Below are 20387 nucleotides of genomic sequence, written 5' to 3'. Positions count from 1 at the left end.
TTCCCTTAAAGTTAAACCTCAAAAGTATCCATTTATGGAAACTTCTCAAGTTTTTCATGCTTCGCAAAGGTTAAATGTGATAGCGTTTGAGGCAACCTTATCTTACACCTCCTGGTCCAGCATATCCGTCGCCACGTGATACCGCGGGTCTTCAATCGAACGGTCAATGATTGTCTCGAACTCCGGATTTCGACGCATCAAGAGGTCGATGCATTCTGGGCTGAGGTGTGTCAGGTGAACTTCCTTGCCCAAATCGAGATACTTGTTGGCAAGGTTGCGAATAGCCTCAACTCCCGAATGGTCACTTACTCGAGATTCAATGAAATCGATTTCAACTCGATTCGGGTCATTCTTCGGGTCAAATTTGGTGTTGAACCCTTGAACAGATCCAAAGAAAAGTGGACCCCAAATCTCATACACCTTTGTTCCATCTTCCTTCATGCGCTTGCGTGCGCGAATCATTGTGGCGTTCTTCCAAGCAAAAACGAGCGCACTCATAATTACACCTGCAATAACCGCAATGGCCAAGTCCTGCCAAACCGTAATGGCCGATACCGCAATCAATACAATCGCATCAGCAACCGGAATCTTGTTTAGAATTCTGAAACTACTCCAAGCAAAAGTGCCAATGACAACCATGAACATTACCCCCACCAAGGCAGCAATAGGGATTTGTTCAATTAAAGGTGCCCCAAAGAGGATGAACATCAACAAGGCTACAGCGGCAACCAATCCAGAAAGGCGGCCTCTACCACCAGAATTTACATTGATAATCGACTGACCAATCATCGCGCAACCGCCCATGCCTCCGAACAGGCCGTTGATGAAGTTTGCGCCTCCTTGAGCCAAACACTCTCGGTTACCAGATCCGCGTGTTTCAGTCAAGTCATCTACCAAGTTCAATGTCATGAGCGATTCAATCAAACCAACAGCCGCCAAAAGTGCAGCCGTCGAAAGGATAGTTCCCCAATGTCCCGACATCGTATCAAACAAACCAAAGATCTGGAGCTGAAGTGTAGGTAAGCCACCCGCGAGTCCATCGCCTCCACCATCTCGGATAAATGAACCTACAGTGCTCACATCAATCCCGCCAAAAATGGTAATCATAGCAACAACTACAATTCCTGTGAGCGCAGCGGGCACAACCTTCGTAAGTTTCGGCAAGAAGTACATAATTGCCATAGTCAAGCCTACAAGCGCAAGCATGATGTACAATTGCGAACCAGAGATCCAAGTCCATTCTCCGCCGACATTTTCCTTAAACATCCCAAGCTGAGAAAGGAAAATCACAATGGCCAAGCCGTTTACAAAGCCCATCATTACGGGATGAGGAATGAGTCGGACAAATTTCCCAAGCTTGAGTACACCGGCCATCATCTGGATGACACCCGTAATCAAAAGCGTGATGAATAGCCATGAAAGTCCTAGGTTCTCCTGACCGAGCGAGTCGCCCACTTCGTTTCCTACCATAATCAGGTGGACCATAACCACGGCCATCGCACCTGTGGCACCGGAAATCATGCCTGGTCGACCTCCAAACAGCGAGGTGATGAGTCCCATCATGAAGGCGCCATAAAGTCCAACCATAGGTGGAACTCCTGCTACAAAAGCAAATGCAACTGCCTCAGGAACCAAGGCGAGTGCTACGGTTAATCCCGAAAGGATGTCTTTACTAGGATTGAAAGTGAAGTTGTTGAAAATCCGACTCATAGCTATACCGTTTGCTTGGAAAGGGCGGCAAAGGTAGGGCTTTTATTCGGGGAGAGAACAGGGGGGTGTGGTACCTATTTTAGGCGTTTTTCGGGGTTCTTCTTTACCGAATTGAAGTGATGAAAAACGGTATTGACGAACGTCAGTATTATTCCAATCCCAAGGAGTATGTAAAACAGGGTGAAGATCTTTCCAAAGTCAGTCTGAGGTGAGAAGTCGCCATACCCAATCGTGGTGAGGGTAATCACGGAAAAGTACAGGCTGTCGAGCCACCTCCATCCTTCAACATAATGATAGACGACTGTCCCGGTGCCCAGAATAACGAGTGTCGTCATCAGCAAGCCTCGATACTCGGCATCGCGCAAGAATGAAATGATTGTTTTAAAGAAAATCATACCGTGAAGGTAGTTTCAATTTATCAATCTTCTGGCTCAACCTTCAGCCCGTATTTTGTCAGTAAGCCTGCTAGACCCCCTGGATTGAATAAGGCTCCTTGAATGGAGTTGAATTCGGGATTGAGTTGAAGTCCCGATGTTTTTCTGAAGTCCGATTTATCTAGCTGCGTATCATCGAAGACACATCGGTCAAAAGACGTTCCTGCAAAAGTGCAACCGCGCGCATCTGTACCCGAAAAATCAGTTTCGATGAGCTGACAATCTACAAATGGAGTTCCCGAAAGTGTCATTCCATTGAAGCCGCAAAGTTCAAGTCGGCATTCTTGAAATTGAACCGAAAACAACATCGACTTGCATCGATGAAACGGGAGTCCCAAGATTTTACATCCCGAGAATTTCACTTCTTGAAATTGGGTATCAACGATTTTTACATTACTGAGGTTGCAACTGATGAAGTCGCATTCCACGAATGTGATGTCAGATAAATCCGCATCGGTGAAGTCACACTCAATAAAAGTGCAGGCCTCGTAAGTGGCTTTTTCAAGGTCGGAAGAGGTCAGTTTTTCAAACTCTTCTTCATCAATAAATTTCATGATTCGCTTGGCTCGGCAATGGTTTCAACTTTTCGCTTCACAAGTTGACCATTTTTCGCGAAAAGGAGAATAGCGAGGTACTCCGAATTTTCGCCTCCACCTCGCAGCGTGATAATCATGCCGCCATCTTTGGTTCGATAAGCTTGGGGGTTGGCTGATTTTCCTTCGCCCTTGAGATTCACGTTGAAGAGATCCTCATAATGGTGGGGCGTTACCGACCTCACATCTCCACCTTTTGGCAAGAAAGTAAATCGAGCGAATTGTGTGCTTGGAAGCTCACCATCGCGTATGCCATAGAGCTGTGAATAGCCATTGATGTTGTCGAACTTGGAGCTATCGCCTTCCACATAAACGACCTCGTTGAGCGTTTCATCAAAGGGCATTTCGCCCAACTTAAACTCATAATCTGGATGCGGAATCACCCAAAAGCCATTCTCTTTATACACCTCAACCTTCTGCAGCCTGAATCTGCTAAAAAGCTTCATTGGGATATCGTCGAAGTTGAGAACCGTGTCTATTCTACCCACCAGACGGATGTGAAATTTGTCGTCAAATTCTTCGTAAACGGTATCGGTTCTGAGCTTCTCAACCACGTCCATTTGACGAGCTTGTGGTTCTTCTTTTTCAACCACAACCGGATCTGGTGTCGAAGCAGGAGCGATGCCAGCTTCGGCACTTCCATCGGAACCGCAACTTAGGGTGAACAGTGTGGCTAGGCCAAGTAAGTACTTGTACATGAAGTAGTTTGAGGGATTTCAAAGTTCTGAAATTCTGGGGAATAGACTGTCTGAATTGTCCTACCTCCCATATTTCCTCAACGTCCAACCGTCTCCATCTATTCTCTCGCCCATCGATTTATCTCCGTCTTGAACGTAATGGTCAATTGACGGATGAGAGATGAAATGAATGTCTAGAACCCAAATTCCACGCACCTCTCCATCGTTCCGCTCCTCGAAAGATTCAACAAGATTTTTGATACCCGAATGAATATCACTTTGTGAGGGAGCCACCGAACCAGCATGAAGTCCATGAAAGAGCCCGAACACTCTAGGTTTCTCGGTGACCAGAATGGTGAGGTCATCTGTGTGGGCTTTCAAGCTTTCATGTAATGAATCGTATTTGGCGAGATACGGACCCTCAGGGATAGCGGGTAACTCTGCAATCTTGCCCCATCCTTTAAAGAAGATGAAGGCGGCCAAGGCCATTCCTAAAGCGGGCGCTAGCCAAGGTCTTTTGAGCTTGTGCCACGGAATGGCTGAAAGGCCAGATAAGCTGTAAATCAGTAATGCAGGATAGGCGGGCAACAAATAGCGGAAGCCGTTTGTGATGGGGAAAAGAAGAAGAGCGGCCATCAATCCAAGAAATACCCAATCCAAGATTCCGAATTGCTTTCTGACCCACCGAAGCACTAGTCCGAGGATTGCCGAATAAGCCATGATGTGACCAACAACCTCCGCTACCCAAGTAAGGGAACCAACATCACGAATAAAGTAGGCGACATAGATATTGAAGTACCCGATGAGATTTGAAAAGAAAGCCGATCCATAGCCCCCGTGGTCAGCCGTAATTGAGCTGAAATGTCCCAATTGAATACCACCGGGTGCCGAGAATAGTGCAACTCCAATGGCCGTGATTCCGCTGCCCAATATCACGTTTGAAAGACTACGTATGCCTTGTTTTCTGGTTTCGCGTTGTCTGAAGTGGGAGAATCCATCAAGTGCAAAGGCCGCCAACAGAATGATTCCGTGCGCCTTTGTCATAATAGTCAATCCCACCAGCAGCGGCGTAAGTATGTGCGCCCAGAGTTTGCCGTTCAGCGACCGCTGGTACACCAAAAGTGTCCAAACGATAAGTGTAGCAAAAGGCAAATCGGCAATCACTTCTGCTTTGAAGCGAATCATCCACGGATTGTACATGGTGAGGAAGAGGGCGGCGAGACTAATCCAAAAATTGAAATTTTGCCTTAGCAATCGGAATACACCTAGGCCAAACAGAACGGATATCAGCGTCATTAATACAATCATGCCCTGAATACCATCGCCAAAAAGGGCGATCCATCCGGCTAATACCAGCGGCAGTCCATTTGGGTAGGATGGTGGCGCGAGCCGATAGTAATCAGCGTTGTACAGGTAGAGTTCTGTGGCACGATTCGTACCCTGAAGAAGGTCTTGCGCCTGAAGGATATATTGTGCAAAATCGCCTCCCCAATCGTGTCCAGCTGGTACATACATCCAGATGGTTGGTAGGAGAAGGAGAATGATGATGAGCGACTCAATCCGGCGATTCATGCCGGAAAGATAATCAAGCCGATGTTAGTACACGCCTACGTATTCGCTTTGAACCCAACCCACTTTTCCATCTGCGAGGTGAATTTCCAACCAATCTCCAGCGGTTTTTTGCACGTCCATTTGGGTTCCTTCATGAAGAATGAAGGCATCACCAGCCCCAATCATGGGTGCTGATTTGATGTAGACATTCGGCTCTAAAACTACCGCGGTCAATGTATTGTCCAATTCATATTGGTGTTTCCAGCCAATTCCGCCAGCAGCGATTCCGGTGAACAGAAGTACAAATGCCAATGGCATGAAGATTCTTGAACCTGCGAAATTGCCATACTTGAAAACGGCGAAGAATACCATCATTCCCAAGAAGCTGAAGAGGCTTATCAATCCCCAAGTTTGCGGAGTTAAGGCTGACCATATCTTCTCAATCACCTCATCTACGGGGCTTTTATCCAGCGGTCGGATGCGGTCTACCAGTACATCATCAGTAAATTGAAGGTTGAACTTGGCGTCTTTCATATCTGGATCGAGCTTCAGCGCTCGATTCCAATTCCAAATGGCTTCTCCAATTTCACCACCTCTCCATGCTGCGTTGCCCATATTGTAGTACACGGTAGGGTCTACCGCTTCCTCGGTGCTTGCATACTCTTCCCAAAGCGCATATGCCTCGGAAAACTGTCCATCTTCAAAAGCCCAAACTGCATTTTGAAGTAGTGAAGTGCTATCAGGCGGAATGGGTTCTTTGGCAAAACCCAAAACCGACGCTATCAAACTGATGAAAAGGATGCTAGTTCTCATTTGGTTTGATTTTGAATCCATGCCTTTGCGTCTTGTTTCCAAGCTTCAAAAGATGTGATAGTTGCACCATATTCCGCCGCTTCGCTTTGTCGGAGTAGTTCATAGGCCATTTGAGCCTCAGCGTCATTCAATCCACGATCCACCAAAATGCGTTGCAGCTTTCCGTCTATTTGATCCGCAAAAGCAGCATCATATCCTGTTTTTAAGAATTGACCAAGGGCATAGCGTGCCTCTCTCCATTCCCCTGCCTTGGATATAGCCTTGTCTGCTGTTTTTCTTGCCGCGGCCAATTTGTCGAAACGGCTGTCATTCCAACGGCGAATAGATCCGGCAAACAAGAAATAAGCGGTGAACAGGAAGGATCCACTCACGCCGCCAATGTACCACGCCGAGCGATAGAATGTGCTTGGGGCGCCAACTCCTTCTCTCACGGGTTCAATCCAGCGGATGTCCTCGTTTAAGTACTCAACATCCTGCTTCTCGTTGGTGCTCGATGGCTTTGTAGGCACTCGTCCTTCGGTTGTAGCGATCACTGGGCTTTCGCCTGAAACACGAATGATGAGCTCCTCACTTTTCACGGTTACATACTCCTCCTTTTCCGGGTCGAAATACGAAAAGTCCAAAGGAGGAATCTTGTAGGTACCCTTGTATCTTGGCACGAGCACATACTCTCGTTTCATTTCACCGCGGAGCCCGCTAGGTGAAGCGATTATAGAGTTTTCATCCTCAGGTTCGAATAACTCGAGCTGATCAGGCAGCTCCACTTCCGGAAGCTTGATGGTATTCAAGTTACCCTTTCCTTTAAGCTGTAAAGTGAGGGTGACGCTTTCATTGACATCAACTTCTCCTCTGGAGAGTTCTACCTGAAATTCGAAATCACCAACAGCACCATTGAACCCACTCGGTCGATTGTTCGTCGGCAATGGAACTACTTCAATGTCGGGATGATAGGCCGTGTTGAGGTTTTCATAGGTTTGATAGCCCCGCGTTCGCCTTCCCCACATGTCGCGTGTTTCCACCGGAATAGGAGTTGGAATAACCGTTACTAGAGGGTCGAACTCAAACACGCCTGCACGTTGTGGAATAAGTGCTTTTGAGGCCACGTCCCAAGTGAGGAAAGGGTTTCCTTCGTCGTCAATATCCTGACGAGGCTGCGCGCGAGATTCCACGTCTTCCGTAATGAAACCTTCATAATTTGGAAGTTCCTTGAAGTCGAGTGAGCCAGTAGGGCGATCATAGCCGTACAAACGATAGGTGACGCCCAGCGGCTCGCCTACATACACCCTCAGCTTCGATGGGATAATACGCATGTACAGTCGCTTCGAGGCATAGACCCTAGGGTCATTTGAGTCGTCGCGTTGTTCTGAATTCGCAACCACTTTAATTTTCAGCGGGTCGGTGTAATAGCGCTCACCATTGATTTTGATAGCAGCACGCGCCAATTCGAATTCCCCGACTTTCTTCGCTCGTAAGCGGTATTCCCAGGTCATGGTCATACTGCTTTGACCAGGGCTCATGGAAACGTTTCTCGACACGTAGGGTCCGCTAAGCTTGTAGAAATCGTCCGTTAGATTTGACGGTGGGACAAAGTCCGAACCTTCCGCGTTCGTTTTAAAGAACACGATAATCTCTTCACCGAGCTGATAGGTGTTACTTCCAGCGCGAGCGATAAACTGCGGTTCTTGCGCCATGGCCTCATGTCCGATGAGGTTGAGCGCAAACGCCATTATTATGTATATCCACTTCTTCATTTACCAGTCCTTTTCTCCTTTGGTCTCGGCTTTTCCTTTTCTATCTCTTCCCTGTTGGACAAATATTCTTTGGAGGGTAGTTTCATCTGCCCTCTCCGCCTTTTCTAGTAAGTTTTCAAGTTCGTTGATGGTCATAGGAACCGCCATGCTTCCACCTTCGCGTTGATCCGCGTTGATTTCAGCTTCATCCCCCGCAAGTGATTGAGGCGAACCTTGACCGTTTCCATCACCATCTTCCCCAGAAGCTAGATCTCGCTGGTTATCTCTCATCTGCTGTTCTGGGTCACCCTGACTTCTTTGGTTCTGTTGCTTTTTTGCATTCGAACCTCCTTCCTGGGAATCCATTGGCGTATCGTCTGGCACTTCATCCGGATTGTTGCCGGAATTGTCGCTGTCGCGCTGGTCGTTTTGCTGCTGGTCTGGGTCAGGGTTTCCATTTTCGTTGCTCTCCGATTCACCGTTTTGATCCCCTTCTTCAGGGGTAGGTTGATTTTCCTGGTTCTGTGAATCGTCGTTCTGCTCTCCCTGTTGGTTTTCTTGGTTTTGTTGCTGATTTTGCTGCTTGTCCTCCTCTTGCTTGTTGTAGTCTCGGAGCAATTTCGACAAGTTGTGTCGAGCGTTTTCGTTCTTCGGATTGCGAAGCAAGGCCTGTTGAAAGGCTTCGATGGCTTCTTCAAATTGCTCTAACGCGATATGCGCATTGCCGATGTTATACCACGCCATGGATTGCTTGGAGCCCTCTGATGTTCTCAGTGACGCTTCGCGATAAGCATCTATGGCCGATTCGTATGCTTCCTGACGAAACAGGGCATCGCCAAGGTTGAATCTAGATTCGAAGCGCTCGCCATCTTCGTACATCGCGTTGCGATACGCCTTTTCGGCTTCGGCGTATTTCTCGGCAGCGTAGAGCTCATTGCCACGCTTCATTTCTTCGTCGTAGGATTGTGCTTTTAGCGAGATTCCCCAAAGGCACAGCGCGAGTATCATCGACAGTGTTATGCTTGCTTTAGCCATTTTGATAGGGTTTGAGAACTGCGTTCGGATAAACTAGTACGTATGAGCAGGAAGAGGATTGCAATCCCAAGTGGGATTTGAAACTGATCTTCCATTTCACTGAGCGGTGTCACGCCAAATTCGGCGAGTTGAAGGGTCTTTATGTTTTCAATGAGCATCGAGGCCTCTCGAGAATTGTTTCCATCAAAGTATTCTCCCATGCCTTCTTCAGCAATTTCACGAAGCACGACGTCCTCGCGTTTGGTCACTACAACTTCTCCGTTTTTGTCACGGTGAAATTTGCCGTCTCTGCCCGTTGGAATGGGACCACCTCTAGAGGTTCCAATGCCCACGGTGAAGATGTGTAGACCAGAATCAATGGCCGATTCCACGGCCTCTTTCCATTCGTCGGGGTGATCTTCGCCGTCACTTATGATGATGAGCACTTTATCTTGTTGAACGTTCTTGTCGAACATTGAGGTACCCATGCGGATCGCTTCGGCAAAGTCGCTGCCAGAAGAAGGAATTAAGTTGGGCTCAAGTGAATTGAGAATGAATTTCGCCGAGCCATGGTCGGAGGTAATTGGAAGTTGCTTGTACGCAGCTCCTGAGAATCCGGCGATTCCGATGCGGTCACTCGCGGAGAGGTCGATGACCTTTCTTGCAAATTGCTTGGCTTGTTCTAATCGTGACGGAGCGATGTCTTCTGCGAGCATGCTCTTACTCAGGTCGATTGCAAATACGATGTCCAGACCTTTCTTTTCAACCTCTATTTCCTTTCCCTTTTGTTGAGGATTTGCCATCGCAACAATGCCGAAATACAAGGCGAGGAGGGCAGCAACGTTTCTAACGACCGTTCTCCACGGTGAGCGTCGCACAATCCAATCATGACGTATATCTTCTATACCTAGTTTCTTTCGTGCACGAGCACTCCACATGGCATGGAAAACCCAAATCGCAATCAAAACGGGGATTGCGAGCAAGGCCTTAAGCCATTCTGGATTTGCCCAAACGATACTCATACTACTGATCTGAATAGGGTGTTCTTCAACGTGAATTCGGCAGCAATGAACAGCAATCCAGCTAGAGCCCACGGGTAAAAGTGCTCGTCGTACTGCACGAATTTCAATTCCTCAATTTTCGATTTCTCGAGTCTGTCAATTTCCTGATAGATATCCGCTAGCTGCTCCTTATTCTGTGCGCGGAAATATCTTCCCTCGGTTGCATCGGCAATCTCACGAAGCAAGTCTTCGTCGATATTAACCTTAACCCTTTGCAACATCTTTCGGCCGTTCATGATTCGTGTAGGCATCATCGCGTAGCCTTTGGTTCCAATACCAATGGTGTAAACTCGAACGCCGAGTTCTCTCGCTAATCTTGCCGCAGATCTTGGGTCGATTTCACCACGGTTGTTTTCGCCATCGGTCATCAGAATAACCACCTTCGATTCTGCTTCTGAATCTTTGATTCTTGATAGTGCCGTGCTCAGCCCCATGCCCACCGCTGTTCCGGGCTCAAGCAGGTCGGAGTTCAAGCTCTTCACGGCTGATGTCAGCACCTCGTGGTCCGTAGTTAGTGGAACTTGTGTATACGCTTCTCCAGCGTAGACCACTAGGCCAATTCTATCATTCGGGCGATTCTTCACGAACTCGTTGGCTACAACCTTGAGCGCTTCAAGGCGTGTTGGTTTTAGGTCAAGTGCCTCCATACTGTAGCTCACGTCTACCGCTAAGAAAATGTCGATTCCCTCACCCCCTCGAATCTGCTGGGTTTGTTGAGAAGATTGCGGTCTTGCAAAAGCAACAATCCAACACGCGAGGCCAATCAGGCTTAGAAGGGAAGTCCACGGACGAAGGTTCGCCCATGTGAATCCGCCTGATTCAAAATGAGAAAAACGCACGGTTCCGGTTTGTGAACGCAACATCATTCCCACACCCATAATTGGGATGAGAATTAAACCCCAGAGCCATTCTGGGTTAGCGAATGTTGTACCCTCAAACAGGTTCATTTTCAATTTTTTCGGTTTTGCTCTTCGCAACCCAATCCTTCAATTGGGTATGCCAGTTTTCGGCCGTAGGGGCGTCGATATCTCTTCCACCAAATCGCATTTCATTGGCCTTGGCGATCAAGATGACCAACTCATCTGCATCTCCTTCGAATTCACTGTTTAGTTTGAGTTTCTTCGCCCAATCTTCAGGTGAGCCAATTCCGGTGTTGATGCCAAATTCAACCTGTAGCAACCGGTAGGTCAGCTGAATGATTTTCGAAATGCGCACGTCCATCTCTTCATTGGTCATCTCACTTCTAAAGTGAATTCTAGCGAGGAAACCTTCTATCCGCTGCTTCGGTGTGCGATCGTCTTTAACCAAGGTGTTGGATTCACGCTTTCTACTTCGGCGGATTAAGAACAATCCGAGAAGAAGTTGAACGGTGAGTGCGGCTATGATTGAAAGGATGAGTTTCCAAAATGGATATTCCAGGCCAATAGGATCCGCAATATCCCGGTATTGATTCGACTTCTTTGCCAAATCAACTTGTATAAGGATGGGGTCGGACTGAAGTGTTTGACCATTGACACGTATTTCGATGGGTGGCACAACGGCAAACCCGCTGTCGAATGAGGTGAGGGTCCAAACCTCAACTAGCTCAATCATATCGCCATTGAAGGCAGAATCCATGGTGGATCTGTTGACCAATCGACCGCTTTGAACGGCAATGGGGAAGGGTGTCCACTCAATCCTATCATTCTTGTGTACAATGGCCTTTAGAACTAGGTTGATTTGATCGCCGATTTGCATGCGCTCTACGGGAGAGGAAACTTCAAAAGATGCCTGGCCCATGGAAAAAATGGGAAGGCAAAGGACTGCTATGAGTTTCCAGAGTTTCATCGTCGGCCGTGAGATTTGAAGTAATGAAGGAGAGCCTTGGCGAAATCTTCGTTGGTAGAAAGGTTCACTAGGCCGATGCCAGAGCTCTTACACGTGGTCTCCAACTGTGCGGAGTATGCATCCATCTTCTCGCGGTGCTTCCGTTTTTCGGATTTCGATGAAGAGTTTATCCAGGCCGTTCGGCCAGATTCAGCATCTACAATAGGAATAACGCCCAGCGAAGGCAAGTTCAATTCGGCCTCGTCAGAAATATGAAGGGCAGTAACCTCATGCTTTCGGGCGAAGACTTTCAGAGCACGGTGATAGGAAGAGTCCATAAAGTCTGAAATAACCATCGCAATAGCTCGGCGCTTGTGCACGCCATTCATGTACTCGATGGCTTTAGACAGGTCGGTACCCGTTCCCTTCGGTTCAATTTCTAGAAGTTCACGAATGATTGTCAGGATGTGCTGTCTACCCTTTCGCGGAGCGATGTAACGTTCCACCTGGTCGGTATAGAAAATGACCCCAACTTTGTCGTTATTCTGAATAGCAGAGAAGGCCAAAGTTGCTGCAAGCTCGGTGGCGAGTTCGGATTTTCTTTGCTTGATGCTTCCGAATTGACCGGAAGCCGAAACATCCACAAAAAGCATCAAGGTACGCTCGCGCTCTTCTTCGAACACCTTAATAAAAGGTTCGTTTTTTCGAGCGGTAACATTCCAATCAATACTGCGGATATCATCACCTACTTGGTAGTTGCGAACTTCGCTAAAGGCCATACCGCGTCCTTGAAAGGAGGAGTGGTACTCCCCCGAAAGAACGTTTCGGCTAAGCTGACGCGTCTTGATTTCGATGCGTCGGACCTTCTTTATGAGTTCGCTGGTTTCCATTATGGAAGCGCAATGCTATTAATGAGTTCCACGACAACCTGATCGGCGTTATAGCCTTCGGCTTCTGCTTCGTAGGTTAGACCAATGCGGTGACGAAGAACGGGGAGCGCCATGGCTCGCACGTCTTCTGGAGTAACGTAGTTTCTTCTGCGAATGAAAGCATGTGCTTTTGCTGCCAGGGCAAGGTTGATAGAACCTCGAGGAGAAGCGCCAAATCTGATTAGAGGTTGAAGTTTTGAAACTCCGTAGGCCTTCGGGTCGCGTGTGGCGAAAATGATGTCGAGAATGTACTTCTCCATTTTCTCGCTGAGCGCTACTTCTCTGACCTGCATTCTCGCCTTGTCGATGGTCTCTAAGCTCACCACAGACTTCAGTTCTGGTGGTGTGTTGCTCAGATTCTGGCGAATGATGTGCTGTTCATCGGCATATTCAGGGTAATCGATAATCACTTTTAGCATGAATCGATCGACCTGCGCTTCTGGAAGTGGATACGTGCCTTCTTGCTCAACCGGGTTTTGTGTGGCCATTACCAAGAACGGTTTTGGAAGCGGATAGGTTTCTTCCGCAATCGTCACTTGTCGTTCCTGCATGGACTCGAGAAGGGCGGCTTGAACCTTGGCCGGTGCGCGGTTGATTTCGTCGGCAAGGACAAAGTTGGCGAACACGGGACCTTTCTTGGTGGTAAATGAACCATCCTTCACATTATATACTTGTGTTCCGATGAGGTCGGATGGAAGGAGGTCGGGCGTAAACTGAATCCTTGAGTAGGATCCGTCGAGAACCTCGGCAAGGCTCTTAATAGCGAGCGTTTTTGCGAGACCTGGCACACCCTCAAGAAGAATGTGACCGTTGGTCAGCAGGCCCGTTAATAGGGCGTCCACCATGTGGCGTTGCCCCACGATGACCTTGCTCAGTTCACTGTAGATATCGTCGATGAAAGCGCTGTGGTCGGGCGTACGTTCCTCGACGTTGCGAATTTCGTCTGTATTAGATTCCATAAAAATTCAATTGAACGGTTACAAAGTAACTTCGGATGCGTTGTAATGACGGTTAAAGGCTCGTTAAAGTTAGGAGGAGAGCGCGATTGCGGGCGTCCCTATCATCGGAATCCTTATTTGAACGGATTCCAAATAAAACGGCCCATTGTTAATACTAACCTTGAGGTAAACTGTAAAACCCTGAGCCCGCAGGAAATGCGAATTCGGCTAGTTAAGCCAGTTTTAAGTCCATTGCAGAACCGTTCCGAATATTTAAAGCTAGGGCAACATCGCTAACATCAAAGCAACCATTCGTTGACCAGCCACTAAAAAGAGGGTAACCTAGTCTGGGCACTTTTGCCTTGCATCTTTAACCAAGAAGTAAGGAAAATGAAAAAAATTCTACTCGCAGCAGGTCTACTCACAGCAGTAGCCTCTCAAGCTCAAATCAAATTTGACCCATCTATTCCGGTCAATGACTTTGCTCCAGCCACTGTAGTTATGCCAAAGAGCCCATTGCAAATGCAGGTTCTATTCATTGGTGGTCACGACTACGTGCAAACGGGCATGAACGACTCTACACTATCTAAGCAGTGGCATGACTTCATCGGATTCACTGAAGATCCGAACAGCAACGACCTTGGATGGGTAACAATCAACCACGAAAGAATCGAAGCCAATGACAAGATTGGTGACGGTGGTGGTATGACATCATTCAAGATTGCTCGTCAAGGTGACTCACTAGTTGTAGTTCCACAAACTTTGAACGACGGTCGTGAAGGTAAGTTCTTCAACATCGACTTCTCAACTACAGGTGAAACAGGTATGAACTGTGGTGGTATAGTTGGTCCTGACGGACGTATCTGGACAGCAGAAGAGTGGTGGCAGTCGTCTAACGCTCAAATCTACGCTGGTGGTCAAGGTTTCCGCGATACATCAGACTTTACTATCTCAAACAGTGGTCTTTCTTTCGCAGACGGACAAACTATCAAGCGTGTTGAGAACTTGAACTGGATGACTGAGGTTGATCCAATCAACGCGGTTGCTATCCGCAAGCAGTACAACTGGGGCCGTCAGCCATTTGAAGGTGGTGCAATTGCATCTGACAACCAAACGGTTTACCTAGGTCAGGATGCAACTCCAGGCTTCTTCACCAAGTTCGTTGCTACAACACCAGGCGACTTTACTTCAGGTACACTTTACGTATACAAGCACGACGCTTCGGGTTCGAAGTGGATTGCTATCAACAACGGTTCAATGACTGATGTATTGAACATCACAGGACAGGCTGTTGCTGCACAAGCTACTATGTTCAACCGTATGGAGTGGTTCGCTATCGATCCAGCTACGGGTAAAGTTTACTTTACTGAAACTGGCCGTGACAACCCTGCTGGACGTTGGGCTGACGAGCACGCTGCTGGAGCCGTACACAGCCCAATTTCAATGGCTCGCGCTATGGCTCAAGGGACTCACCCAGACAGCTCTGACTACTGGGATTACTACGGACGTGTAGTTGAGTATGACCCAGCTACTGAAACTGTGAGCTCATTCATCGAAGGTGGTCCTTACCTTCCTGTAGCTGATCCACAGTCTTACCCTACGAATCACCTTTCTAACCCTGACGGACTTACTTTCATGGAGATCAACGGTCAGAGCTACATGGTTATTCAGGAAGACTTGAACGGAAGTTCATTTGGTCGTGTTCCAGATGGCGAGTCTAACCGTTTCTGTGAGCTTTACATGTACGACATGAGCGATGCTAACCCTACTTTGGCTAAGCTGAAGCGTATCACGGGTGTTCCTGCTGGTGCTGAAATCACGGGTGCTCGTGCGATTGACGGAAACACTCTTCTTGTGAACTGTCAGCACCCTAGCTCTAACAACCCATTCCCGTACAACAACTCACTTACTTTCGCTATAAGCGGATTTGAAACGGGTGGTATTGGTCTATTTGAAGAGCCTTCTTTTGACGGAAACGGCTTCCAAATTTACCCTAACCCAGCTTCTCGTGAGTTGCACTTCAACGAAACTTCTGACGTAGCGATCTACGACGTGAACGGTCGCAGATTGAACGTATACCGCGAAGTGAAGTTGATCGACATCTCTCACCTTAACGCAGGTGTATACTTTGTTAAGAATGCAAACGGCGATGTTCAGCGCTTGATCGTTGAGTAATCCCCGCAAGACCTTCTGACACTAACTATCCAACGGCAAGGGGCTCCAAAATCGGGGCCCCTTGTGCCGTTGCTAATCCATCGGAATCATGAAGTTGAAGTTTGTCACCCTCGTTTCAGTTACAACCCTCATCCTAGTAGGGTCAGCCTTTCAATCTGTAGAAGAATCACCTGTAGAATTTGTATCTCAAACCTACACGGATGGTATTTCGTCATTTGCTGAGTCGGTCTCCGAGTTCCAAGAACTCGCTTTAGAGCGCTCGTCAAACGAAGAAATGATCGCCTCTTTTGAAAAGATGCGAACGGCCTACAAAGAGATTGAGTATCTCGTGTTTTATGCTGATGCTGAGTTGGTTCTAAACTTCATTAATGGAGCACCGCTTCCTCATCTTGAGCCGAAAACTTCGGCAGTTGTAGTCATGGAGCCACAAGGGCTTCAAAGGATGGAAGAGTTGGTTTATGAGCGCGAAATCGATTGGGAAATCCTGATTGAAAAGTCTCGTACGCTTACGAGCAAGGTGGAGCTTCTCGAACGTTTCTCCATTCATCATAGCTTCAGCGAAAGAGAGATTTTGGAGGCGGTTCGATTTGAATTGATTCGTGTGTTGAGCCAGGGTGTAACTGGGTTTGACACACCCGCTTCGGACCGAGCGATACTCGAATCTGCAATTGCATTGAATGCTGCAAAAGAGGCAATGTACGCGTTCGAATCTCAGCTCATGACGGTGGACCCAACTTTTGCGGTTTCATACTTGAAACTATGGGAGGATGCTGTCACTTTTCTCGAATCCAATCCCGATTTTGAAACGTTCGATAGAGCTACTTTTACGGTTGAATTTATTGAGCCCTTGTTTCAGCGAACTTTAAAGGCTCAGGAGATTTTGTACATCGAGTTTAAGGATGAAACCTCTTCAACTGTTCAGTCGATTAATTATCGCTCGAAACACATCTTTAGCGAAGAGCTAATCAACCCTTTCTTCTATACCATGATTCGCGAAGGCGAGTACACTGAGGAGAAGGTTGAGTTGGGAAGAGCCCTTTTCTTTGATCCGATTCTCTCTTCCAGCGTGGAAAGAAGTTGCGCGAGTTGTCATCGTCCAGACAAGGCATTCACCGACGGTCTTGCGAAGAGTACTGCTATGGGATTTGACGGCACGGTAGATCGCAATGCGCCTACACTAGTAAACGCTGTGCTCTCACCGAGATACTTTTATGATTTGCGCGCTCACAAGCTGGAGGAGCAGTTCGACCATGTGATTTTCAACCCAAAGGAGTTTAATACTTCGTATGCTGACATCGTTCAGCGATTAGGTGAAAGTGAGGAGTACAGACAATGGTTTGAGCGTGTGTATGGCGAGAATGCCAGAATCAATAAAAGGACGGTAGAGACGGCCTTGGCTTCGTACATCATTTCATTGCGCTCCTTCGATTCGCCTGTAGACAAGTGGTTGCGGGGTGAGGGAGAAGTTACCGAGGAAGTAAAGCGCGGATACAACTTGTTCATGGGAAAGGCCGTGTGTGGTACCTGTCACTTTGCGCCAACCTTTGCGGGGTTAGTTCCGCCTTATTTCAGAGATATGGAAACAGAGGTTTTGGGTGTTCCGGTTGATACGGCGGCGACTGCACTAGACCCAGATAGAGGTCGAGCCATGGGATTGCTCAAGGAGAGCTCGACGATTTACGACCACAGTTTCAAAACCTTAACGGTTAGGAATGCTGAATTGACTGCGCCATACATGCACAACGGTGTATTCGAATCGTTGGAGGAAGTGGTTGACTTCTACAACAGAGGCGGCGGTACAGGCCGTGGGCTCGATGTTCCCAACCAGACCTTGCCATTCGATGAACTAAAACTATCCGTTGAGGAAAGTGCCGATTTGGTGGCGTTTATGAGAGCATTGACCTCGCTTCCCAAAACGGCTCATGCACCAGAAAAACTACCGAGTTTCGATGGGCACCCGGAATGGAATGATCGCGCGATTGGGGGAGAGTATTAGGGGCTGAAGGCGTCAGGATGAAAAACCGTTTGAGTTTCATGCCCGGCACGCGCTAAAGCACCGTGCCTAAAGCTGGGCGAACCACGCACCCCGCGTTCTCTCTCCATCACGCACACCTCATTTTCTCTGCGAGAACCCTCTATTCCCTCCATGAACCTCGGGCTAAAGCCACGAGGCTAAGAGAATTATCCCCGCCAGCCGGCGGGGAATGGCGTTTGGAAACTCGGCATGTGCTAAAGCAACATGCCTGGAACCAAGGCTTTATGAGGCACTAGGCTGAAGGCGTCAGGATGAAAAACCGTTTGAGTTTCATGCCCGGCACGCGCTAAAGCACCGTGCCTATAGCTGGGCGAACCACGCACCCCGCGTTCTCTCTCCACCACGCACACCTCATTTTCTCTGCGAGAAACCTCCATGAACCTCGGGCTAGCCCGGCATGAGCTAAAGCAACATGCCTGGAACCACGGCTTTATGAGGCAAGAGGCTGAAAGCGTCAGGATGAAAAACCGTTCGAGTTTCAAGCCCGGCACGCGCTAAAGCACCGTGCCTCTAGTTGGGGGTTCATGCGCAGCTATCAATTCCAGGACGTAAGCATGCGCTTCCCTGTATCTGTTTTGCGCTTTTTACGCACTCCGATGATTTTGATATGGCGTATTTGCTTTTTGCGGTTTTGCAGCCTGCCCGCCAGCCGGCGGGTGGACCACGTCCGATGATCCACCACGCATATCTCGAACCCTCTGTGCCCTCCGTGTCTCTGTGTGAGGCTCTCCACCACGCACCCCTCATTTTATCTGCGAGAAACCAGGGACTGGCGTCATGATGAAAACACAGTCCAGTTTCTAACCCAGTGCGACCTATCAGCGTCATTCTAGTAAATTGCAACATGATTCGCGCTCTCCTTACAATACTCTTATTCCTTTCATGCCTCTTGGCAGAAGCCCAAATGCTTTTCCCTTTCGCTCAAGATGGTAAGTGGGGTTATAAGGACATTGACGGTTCTTGGGTTATTCAGCCGAGATTCGATGCTGCCCAATTATTTTCGGAAGGGAAGGCCGCTGTGCGTGAAAGCGGATATTATCATTTTATTGATTCTTCAGGCCACAGATTGACGTGGCAGAACTTCGAAAAAGTGGAAAACTTCGAGCACGGACTTTCATGTGTTTATGTGGATGGAAGTTGGGCGCTGATTGACGATCAGTTCCAAATATTGAATGATGGCTTCAATAATCTGTATGTGGCGAATTCGAACCTTGTCATTGGAAGAAAGGATAGCACACAAGTTATTCTGAATCGCTTTGGTCGTGTTGTTATTGAAGAGCTACCAGTAAATAGGGTTGCAGGGGATAAGGTAATATTGAGCTTAGGGCCGAATTCTGAATACCGCTTCGGCGTCGCTAAGCCAGATGGCAGCATCGACACAATTCCAGTGAAACATTGCCTCATAAATCGAATCGATAACCAGCTATTTGCAACAACTACATCCAATTCTTCAGCTTTTGATCAGCTTTGGTCCCTCCAAGGCGAATTGATGTATACGCTTCCTGAAGAATATTCGGTGCACTGGAGTTCATATAGCTTTCCCTTAATTCTTCGAAAGGGCGGAAATAAAGAATTTGATTATCAGATTCTCAATCGATCAGGTGAATTGACTAAAGCCCCTGATTTTGACAACTTTCACGCCGTATCAGATAACCGGTTTATAGGATTCACACGAGATAAAGGGTGGTTATTGTTAAACACCATTTTTGACACACTTTCCGATGATTTTTTGAGACCTGGTGGAACTGAAAGGTTCTATGATTATTCCTTTCTGGACGGAAAAGCAATGGTTCAATACCACGGAGAATGGTGCTTGATTGATACCAATTTCAACATTCTTCAAAGACTCGATTTGCCAACAGGTTTTGATGGTCGCGTTTCTCTCCTGACCCCAAGTTTTGCCATCGTTCAAGAGCGAGAGTTCTTTTACACCTTACTCGATCTGAACACCGGTGAACTCTATCGAGATTATACTCAAATTAAGTTCCTAGATCATCAATCGGTTAGTGTGGTATTGAGAGATGGAGAAAGAGTGACCTACATAACACCTGATGATGTTGCAGTTCATCATACAGGAGGGCAAGTTCCAATGGCTATCAATATCAACTACAAAATTGGCAACGGCGTTTCTCGACCAGCAATTGAATTTGATGACCAAGACATTCCTGAAAAAGAAGGTTTTTACATTGAGATTGATACAACACAAATGGTGTTAAACCGTGACTCATTTTTCCGGGGACCAACCGTGAGAATAGTCAATAACACTAGTAGCCCCATTCTTTACGATTCTCATGATGGGAATATGATTCTTTATATAGAAGCCCTTGACATTAGAGATGGTGTGTGGAAACCAATCTCATTTAATGGCGGACACGGATGCGTGGTTCAAGGCTTCAAGGTGGAGTCAATAAAAGCTAATTCAGTTGCGTATCGAACCATTCCTATGTTCGAAGGAGGAATGCAAACCAAAATGAGAGTTCGATTCGAAAGAGTGTTTCAAGAAGGCGTAGAAAAACCTAGTTACCCCACGGAAGAGCGCGTTGAAAATGTCAATGGGGAAGTAAGGATAATCACCGTTGTATATATTTCCACCGAGGAATCTTGGCCTTTGGGCAGCCCGAATTACCGGGAAGTGATCAGTAACGAAATTCCTATTTCAATAAACCCCGCTCAATTCTGGAATACAGACTCTAGAGTCAATTGGTGATTTAATTGAGATACAACGCTCCACGACCCTCGGTAGTAGTCGAGCGTCAGGCTTCAGGATTATAACGCGATTTCGCTTCATGCCCGGCACGCGCTAAAGCACCGTGCCTATTGCTGGGAATTCATTCGCTTACCACCTGTTTTGCGATTTTGCAGCTTGCCCGCCAGCCGGCGGGTGAACCACATCCGATGATCCACCACGAACATCTCGAACC

At 47.6% G+C, this 20387-nt stretch carries 16 protein-coding genes; 3 read left to right on the top strand and 13 right to left on the bottom strand.

Annotated features, from left to right (window positions below; genetic code table 11):
- Positions 1–102: 102 nt before the first annotated feature.
- From F8C67_RS09985 to F8C67_RS09925, 13 genes are all read right to left on the bottom strand, one after another.
- On the bottom strand, positions 103–1710 hold the full coding sequence (locus tag F8C67_RS09985) for a SulP family inorganic anion transporter (protein ID WP_151667700.1): 1608 nt from the start codon (positions 1708–1710) through the stop codon (positions 103–105).
- 74 nt (positions 1711–1784) lie between these two features.
- Positions 1785–2105, bottom strand: a complete 321-nt coding sequence (locus tag F8C67_RS09980; protein WP_189660812.1) for a potassium channel family protein — start codon at positions 2103–2105, stop codon at positions 1785–1787.
- A gap of 23 nt (positions 2106–2128) precedes the next feature.
- Entirely contained in the window at positions 2129–2698 is a 570-nt protein-coding gene (locus tag F8C67_RS09975; RefSeq protein ID WP_151667699.1) for a pentapeptide repeat-containing protein, read from the bottom strand.
- The gene (locus F8C67_RS09970; protein ID WP_151667698.1) at positions 2695–3435 is read right to left on the bottom strand and encodes a hypothetical protein; all 741 of its coding nucleotides are present in this window, start codon (positions 3433–3435) and stop codon (positions 2695–2697) included. The genes F8C67_RS09975 and F8C67_RS09970 overlap by 4 nt, the downstream gene beginning before the upstream one ends.
- A gap of 60 nt (positions 3436–3495) precedes the next feature.
- Positions 3496–4986, bottom strand: coding sequence for an ArnT family glycosyltransferase (locus F8C67_RS09965; RefSeq protein WP_151667697.1), 1491 nt, complete (start codon positions 4984–4986; stop codon positions 3496–3498).
- A gap of 24 nt (positions 4987–5010) precedes the next feature.
- A complete protein-coding gene (locus F8C67_RS09960; RefSeq protein ID WP_151667696.1) occupies positions 5011–5778 on the bottom strand; it encodes a tetratricopeptide repeat protein in 768 nt (255 codons plus the stop codon).
- Positions 5775–7529, bottom strand: a complete 1755-nt coding sequence (locus F8C67_RS09955; RefSeq protein WP_151667695.1) for a BatD family protein — start codon at positions 7527–7529, stop codon at positions 5775–5777. The genes F8C67_RS09960 and F8C67_RS09955 overlap by 4 nt, the downstream gene beginning before the upstream one ends.
- On the bottom strand, positions 7530–8543 hold the full coding sequence (locus tag F8C67_RS09950; protein WP_151667694.1) for a tetratricopeptide repeat protein: 1014 nt from the start codon (positions 8541–8543) through the stop codon (positions 7530–7532).
- Positions 8525–9544 carry a vWA domain-containing protein gene (locus F8C67_RS09945; protein WP_151667693.1) on the bottom strand — a complete coding sequence of 340 codons (1020 nt, stop codon included), beginning with the start codon at positions 9542–9544 and terminating at the stop codon, positions 8525–8527. The genes F8C67_RS09950 and F8C67_RS09945 overlap by 19 nt, the downstream gene beginning before the upstream one ends.
- The gene (locus tag F8C67_RS09940; RefSeq protein WP_151667692.1) at positions 9541–10530 is read right to left on the bottom strand and encodes a vWA domain-containing protein; all 990 of its coding nucleotides are present in this window, start codon (positions 10528–10530) and stop codon (positions 9541–9543) included. The genes F8C67_RS09945 and F8C67_RS09940 overlap by 4 nt, the downstream gene beginning before the upstream one ends.
- Positions 10517–11410: a hypothetical protein gene (locus F8C67_RS09935; RefSeq protein ID WP_151667691.1), complete on the bottom strand. Its 894-nt coding sequence runs from the start codon at positions 11408–11410 to the stop codon at positions 10517–10519. Before F8C67_RS09935 ends, F8C67_RS09940 begins: the two co-directional genes overlap by 14 nt.
- Positions 11407–12279, bottom strand: a complete 873-nt coding sequence (locus F8C67_RS09930; RefSeq protein ID WP_151667690.1) for a DUF58 domain-containing protein — start codon at positions 12277–12279, stop codon at positions 11407–11409. Before F8C67_RS09930 ends, F8C67_RS09935 begins: the two co-directional genes overlap by 4 nt.
- Positions 12279–13277 (bottom strand): AAA family ATPase, encoded by a 999-nt coding sequence (locus F8C67_RS09925; protein ID WP_151667689.1) that lies wholly within the window; start codon positions 13275–13277, stop codon positions 12279–12281. Before F8C67_RS09925 ends, F8C67_RS09930 begins: the two co-directional genes overlap by 1 nt.
- 369 nt (positions 13278–13646) lie before the next feature.
- Between F8C67_RS09925 and F8C67_RS09920 the strand changes: the two genes are divergently transcribed.
- The 3 genes from F8C67_RS09920 to F8C67_RS09910 all read left to right on the top strand — a co-directional run bounded on the left by F8C67_RS09920 (position 13647) and on the right by F8C67_RS09910 (position 20173).
- Entirely contained in the window at positions 13647–15431 is a 1785-nt protein-coding gene (locus tag F8C67_RS09920; RefSeq protein ID WP_151667688.1) for an alkaline phosphatase PhoX, read from the top strand.
- An 88-nt stretch (positions 15432–15519) separates the two neighbouring features.
- Positions 15520–17427 (top strand): cytochrome-c peroxidase, encoded by a 1908-nt coding sequence (locus F8C67_RS09915; RefSeq protein WP_151667687.1) that lies wholly within the window; start codon positions 15520–15522, stop codon positions 17425–17427.
- Positions 17428–18310: 883 nt separating this feature from the next.
- Positions 18311–20173, top strand: coding sequence for a WG repeat-containing protein (locus F8C67_RS09910; RefSeq protein ID WP_151667686.1), 1863 nt, complete (start codon positions 18311–18313; stop codon positions 20171–20173).
- Positions 20174–20387: the final 214 nt, after the last annotated feature.

It is taken from the genome of Phaeocystidibacter luteus, assembly GCF_008933115.1.
Taxonomy (GTDB): Bacteria; Bacteroidota; Bacteroidia; order Flavobacteriales; family Schleiferiaceae; genus Phaeocystidibacter; species Phaeocystidibacter luteus.
Note: the sequence above shows the minus strand (reverse complement) of the source record. Positions and strands in the feature narration are given on the sequence as shown.

What these genes read in the sequence shown, in the direction of transcription:
- F8C67_RS09985 (WP_151667700.1), bottom strand. Translation starts at nt 1,710, where the DNA reads ATGAGTCGGATTTTCAACAACTTCACTTTCAATCCTAGTAAAGACATC.
- F8C67_RS09980 (WP_189660812.1), bottom strand. Translation starts at nt 2,105, where the DNA reads ATGATTTTCTTTAAAACAATCATTTCATTCTTGCGCGATGCCGAGTAT.
- F8C67_RS09975 (WP_151667699.1), bottom strand. Translation starts at nt 2,698, where the DNA reads ATGAAATTTATTGATGAAGAAGAGTTTGAAAAACTGACCTCTTCCGAC.
- F8C67_RS09970 (WP_151667698.1), bottom strand. Translation starts at nt 3,435, where the DNA reads ATGTACAAGTACTTACTTGGCCTAGCCACACTGTTCACCCTAAGTTGC.
- F8C67_RS09965 (WP_151667697.1), bottom strand. Translation starts at nt 4,986, where the DNA reads ATGAATCGCCGGATTGAGTCGCTCATCATCATTCTCCTTCTCCTACCA.
- F8C67_RS09960 (WP_151667696.1), bottom strand. Translation starts at nt 5,778, where the DNA reads ATGAGAACTAGCATCCTTTTCATCAGTTTGATAGCGTCGGTTTTGGGT.
- F8C67_RS09955 (WP_151667695.1), bottom strand. Translation starts at nt 7,529, where the DNA reads ATGAAGAAGTGGATATACATAATAATGGCGTTTGCGCTCAACCTCATC.
- F8C67_RS09950 (WP_151667694.1), bottom strand. Translation starts at nt 8,543, where the DNA reads ATGGCTAAAGCAAGCATAACACTGTCGATGATACTCGCGCTGTGCCTT.
- F8C67_RS09945 (WP_151667693.1), bottom strand. Translation starts at nt 9,544, where the DNA reads ATGAGTATCGTTTGGGCAAATCCAGAATGGCTTAAGGCCTTGCTCGCA.
- F8C67_RS09940 (WP_151667692.1), bottom strand. Translation starts at nt 10,530, where the DNA reads ATGAACCTGTTTGAGGGTACAACATTCGCTAACCCAGAATGGCTCTGG.
- F8C67_RS09935 (WP_151667691.1), bottom strand. Translation starts at nt 11,410, where the DNA reads ATGAAACTCTGGAAACTCATAGCAGTCCTTTGCCTTCCCATTTTTTCC.
- F8C67_RS09930 (WP_151667690.1), bottom strand. Translation starts at nt 12,279, where the DNA reads ATGGAAACCAGCGAACTCATAAAGAAGGTCCGACGCATCGAAATCAAG.
- F8C67_RS09925 (WP_151667689.1), bottom strand. Translation starts at nt 13,277, where the DNA reads ATGGAATCTAATACAGACGAAATTCGCAACGTCGAGGAACGTACGCCC.
- F8C67_RS09920 (WP_151667688.1), top strand. Translation starts at nt 13,647, where the DNA reads ATGAAAAAAATTCTACTCGCAGCAGGTCTACTCACAGCAGTAGCCTCT.
- F8C67_RS09915 (WP_151667687.1), top strand. Translation starts at nt 15,520, where the DNA reads ATGAAGTTGAAGTTTGTCACCCTCGTTTCAGTTACAACCCTCATCCTA.
- F8C67_RS09910 (WP_151667686.1), top strand. Translation starts at nt 18,311, where the DNA reads ATGATTCGCGCTCTCCTTACAATACTCTTATTCCTTTCATGCCTCTTG.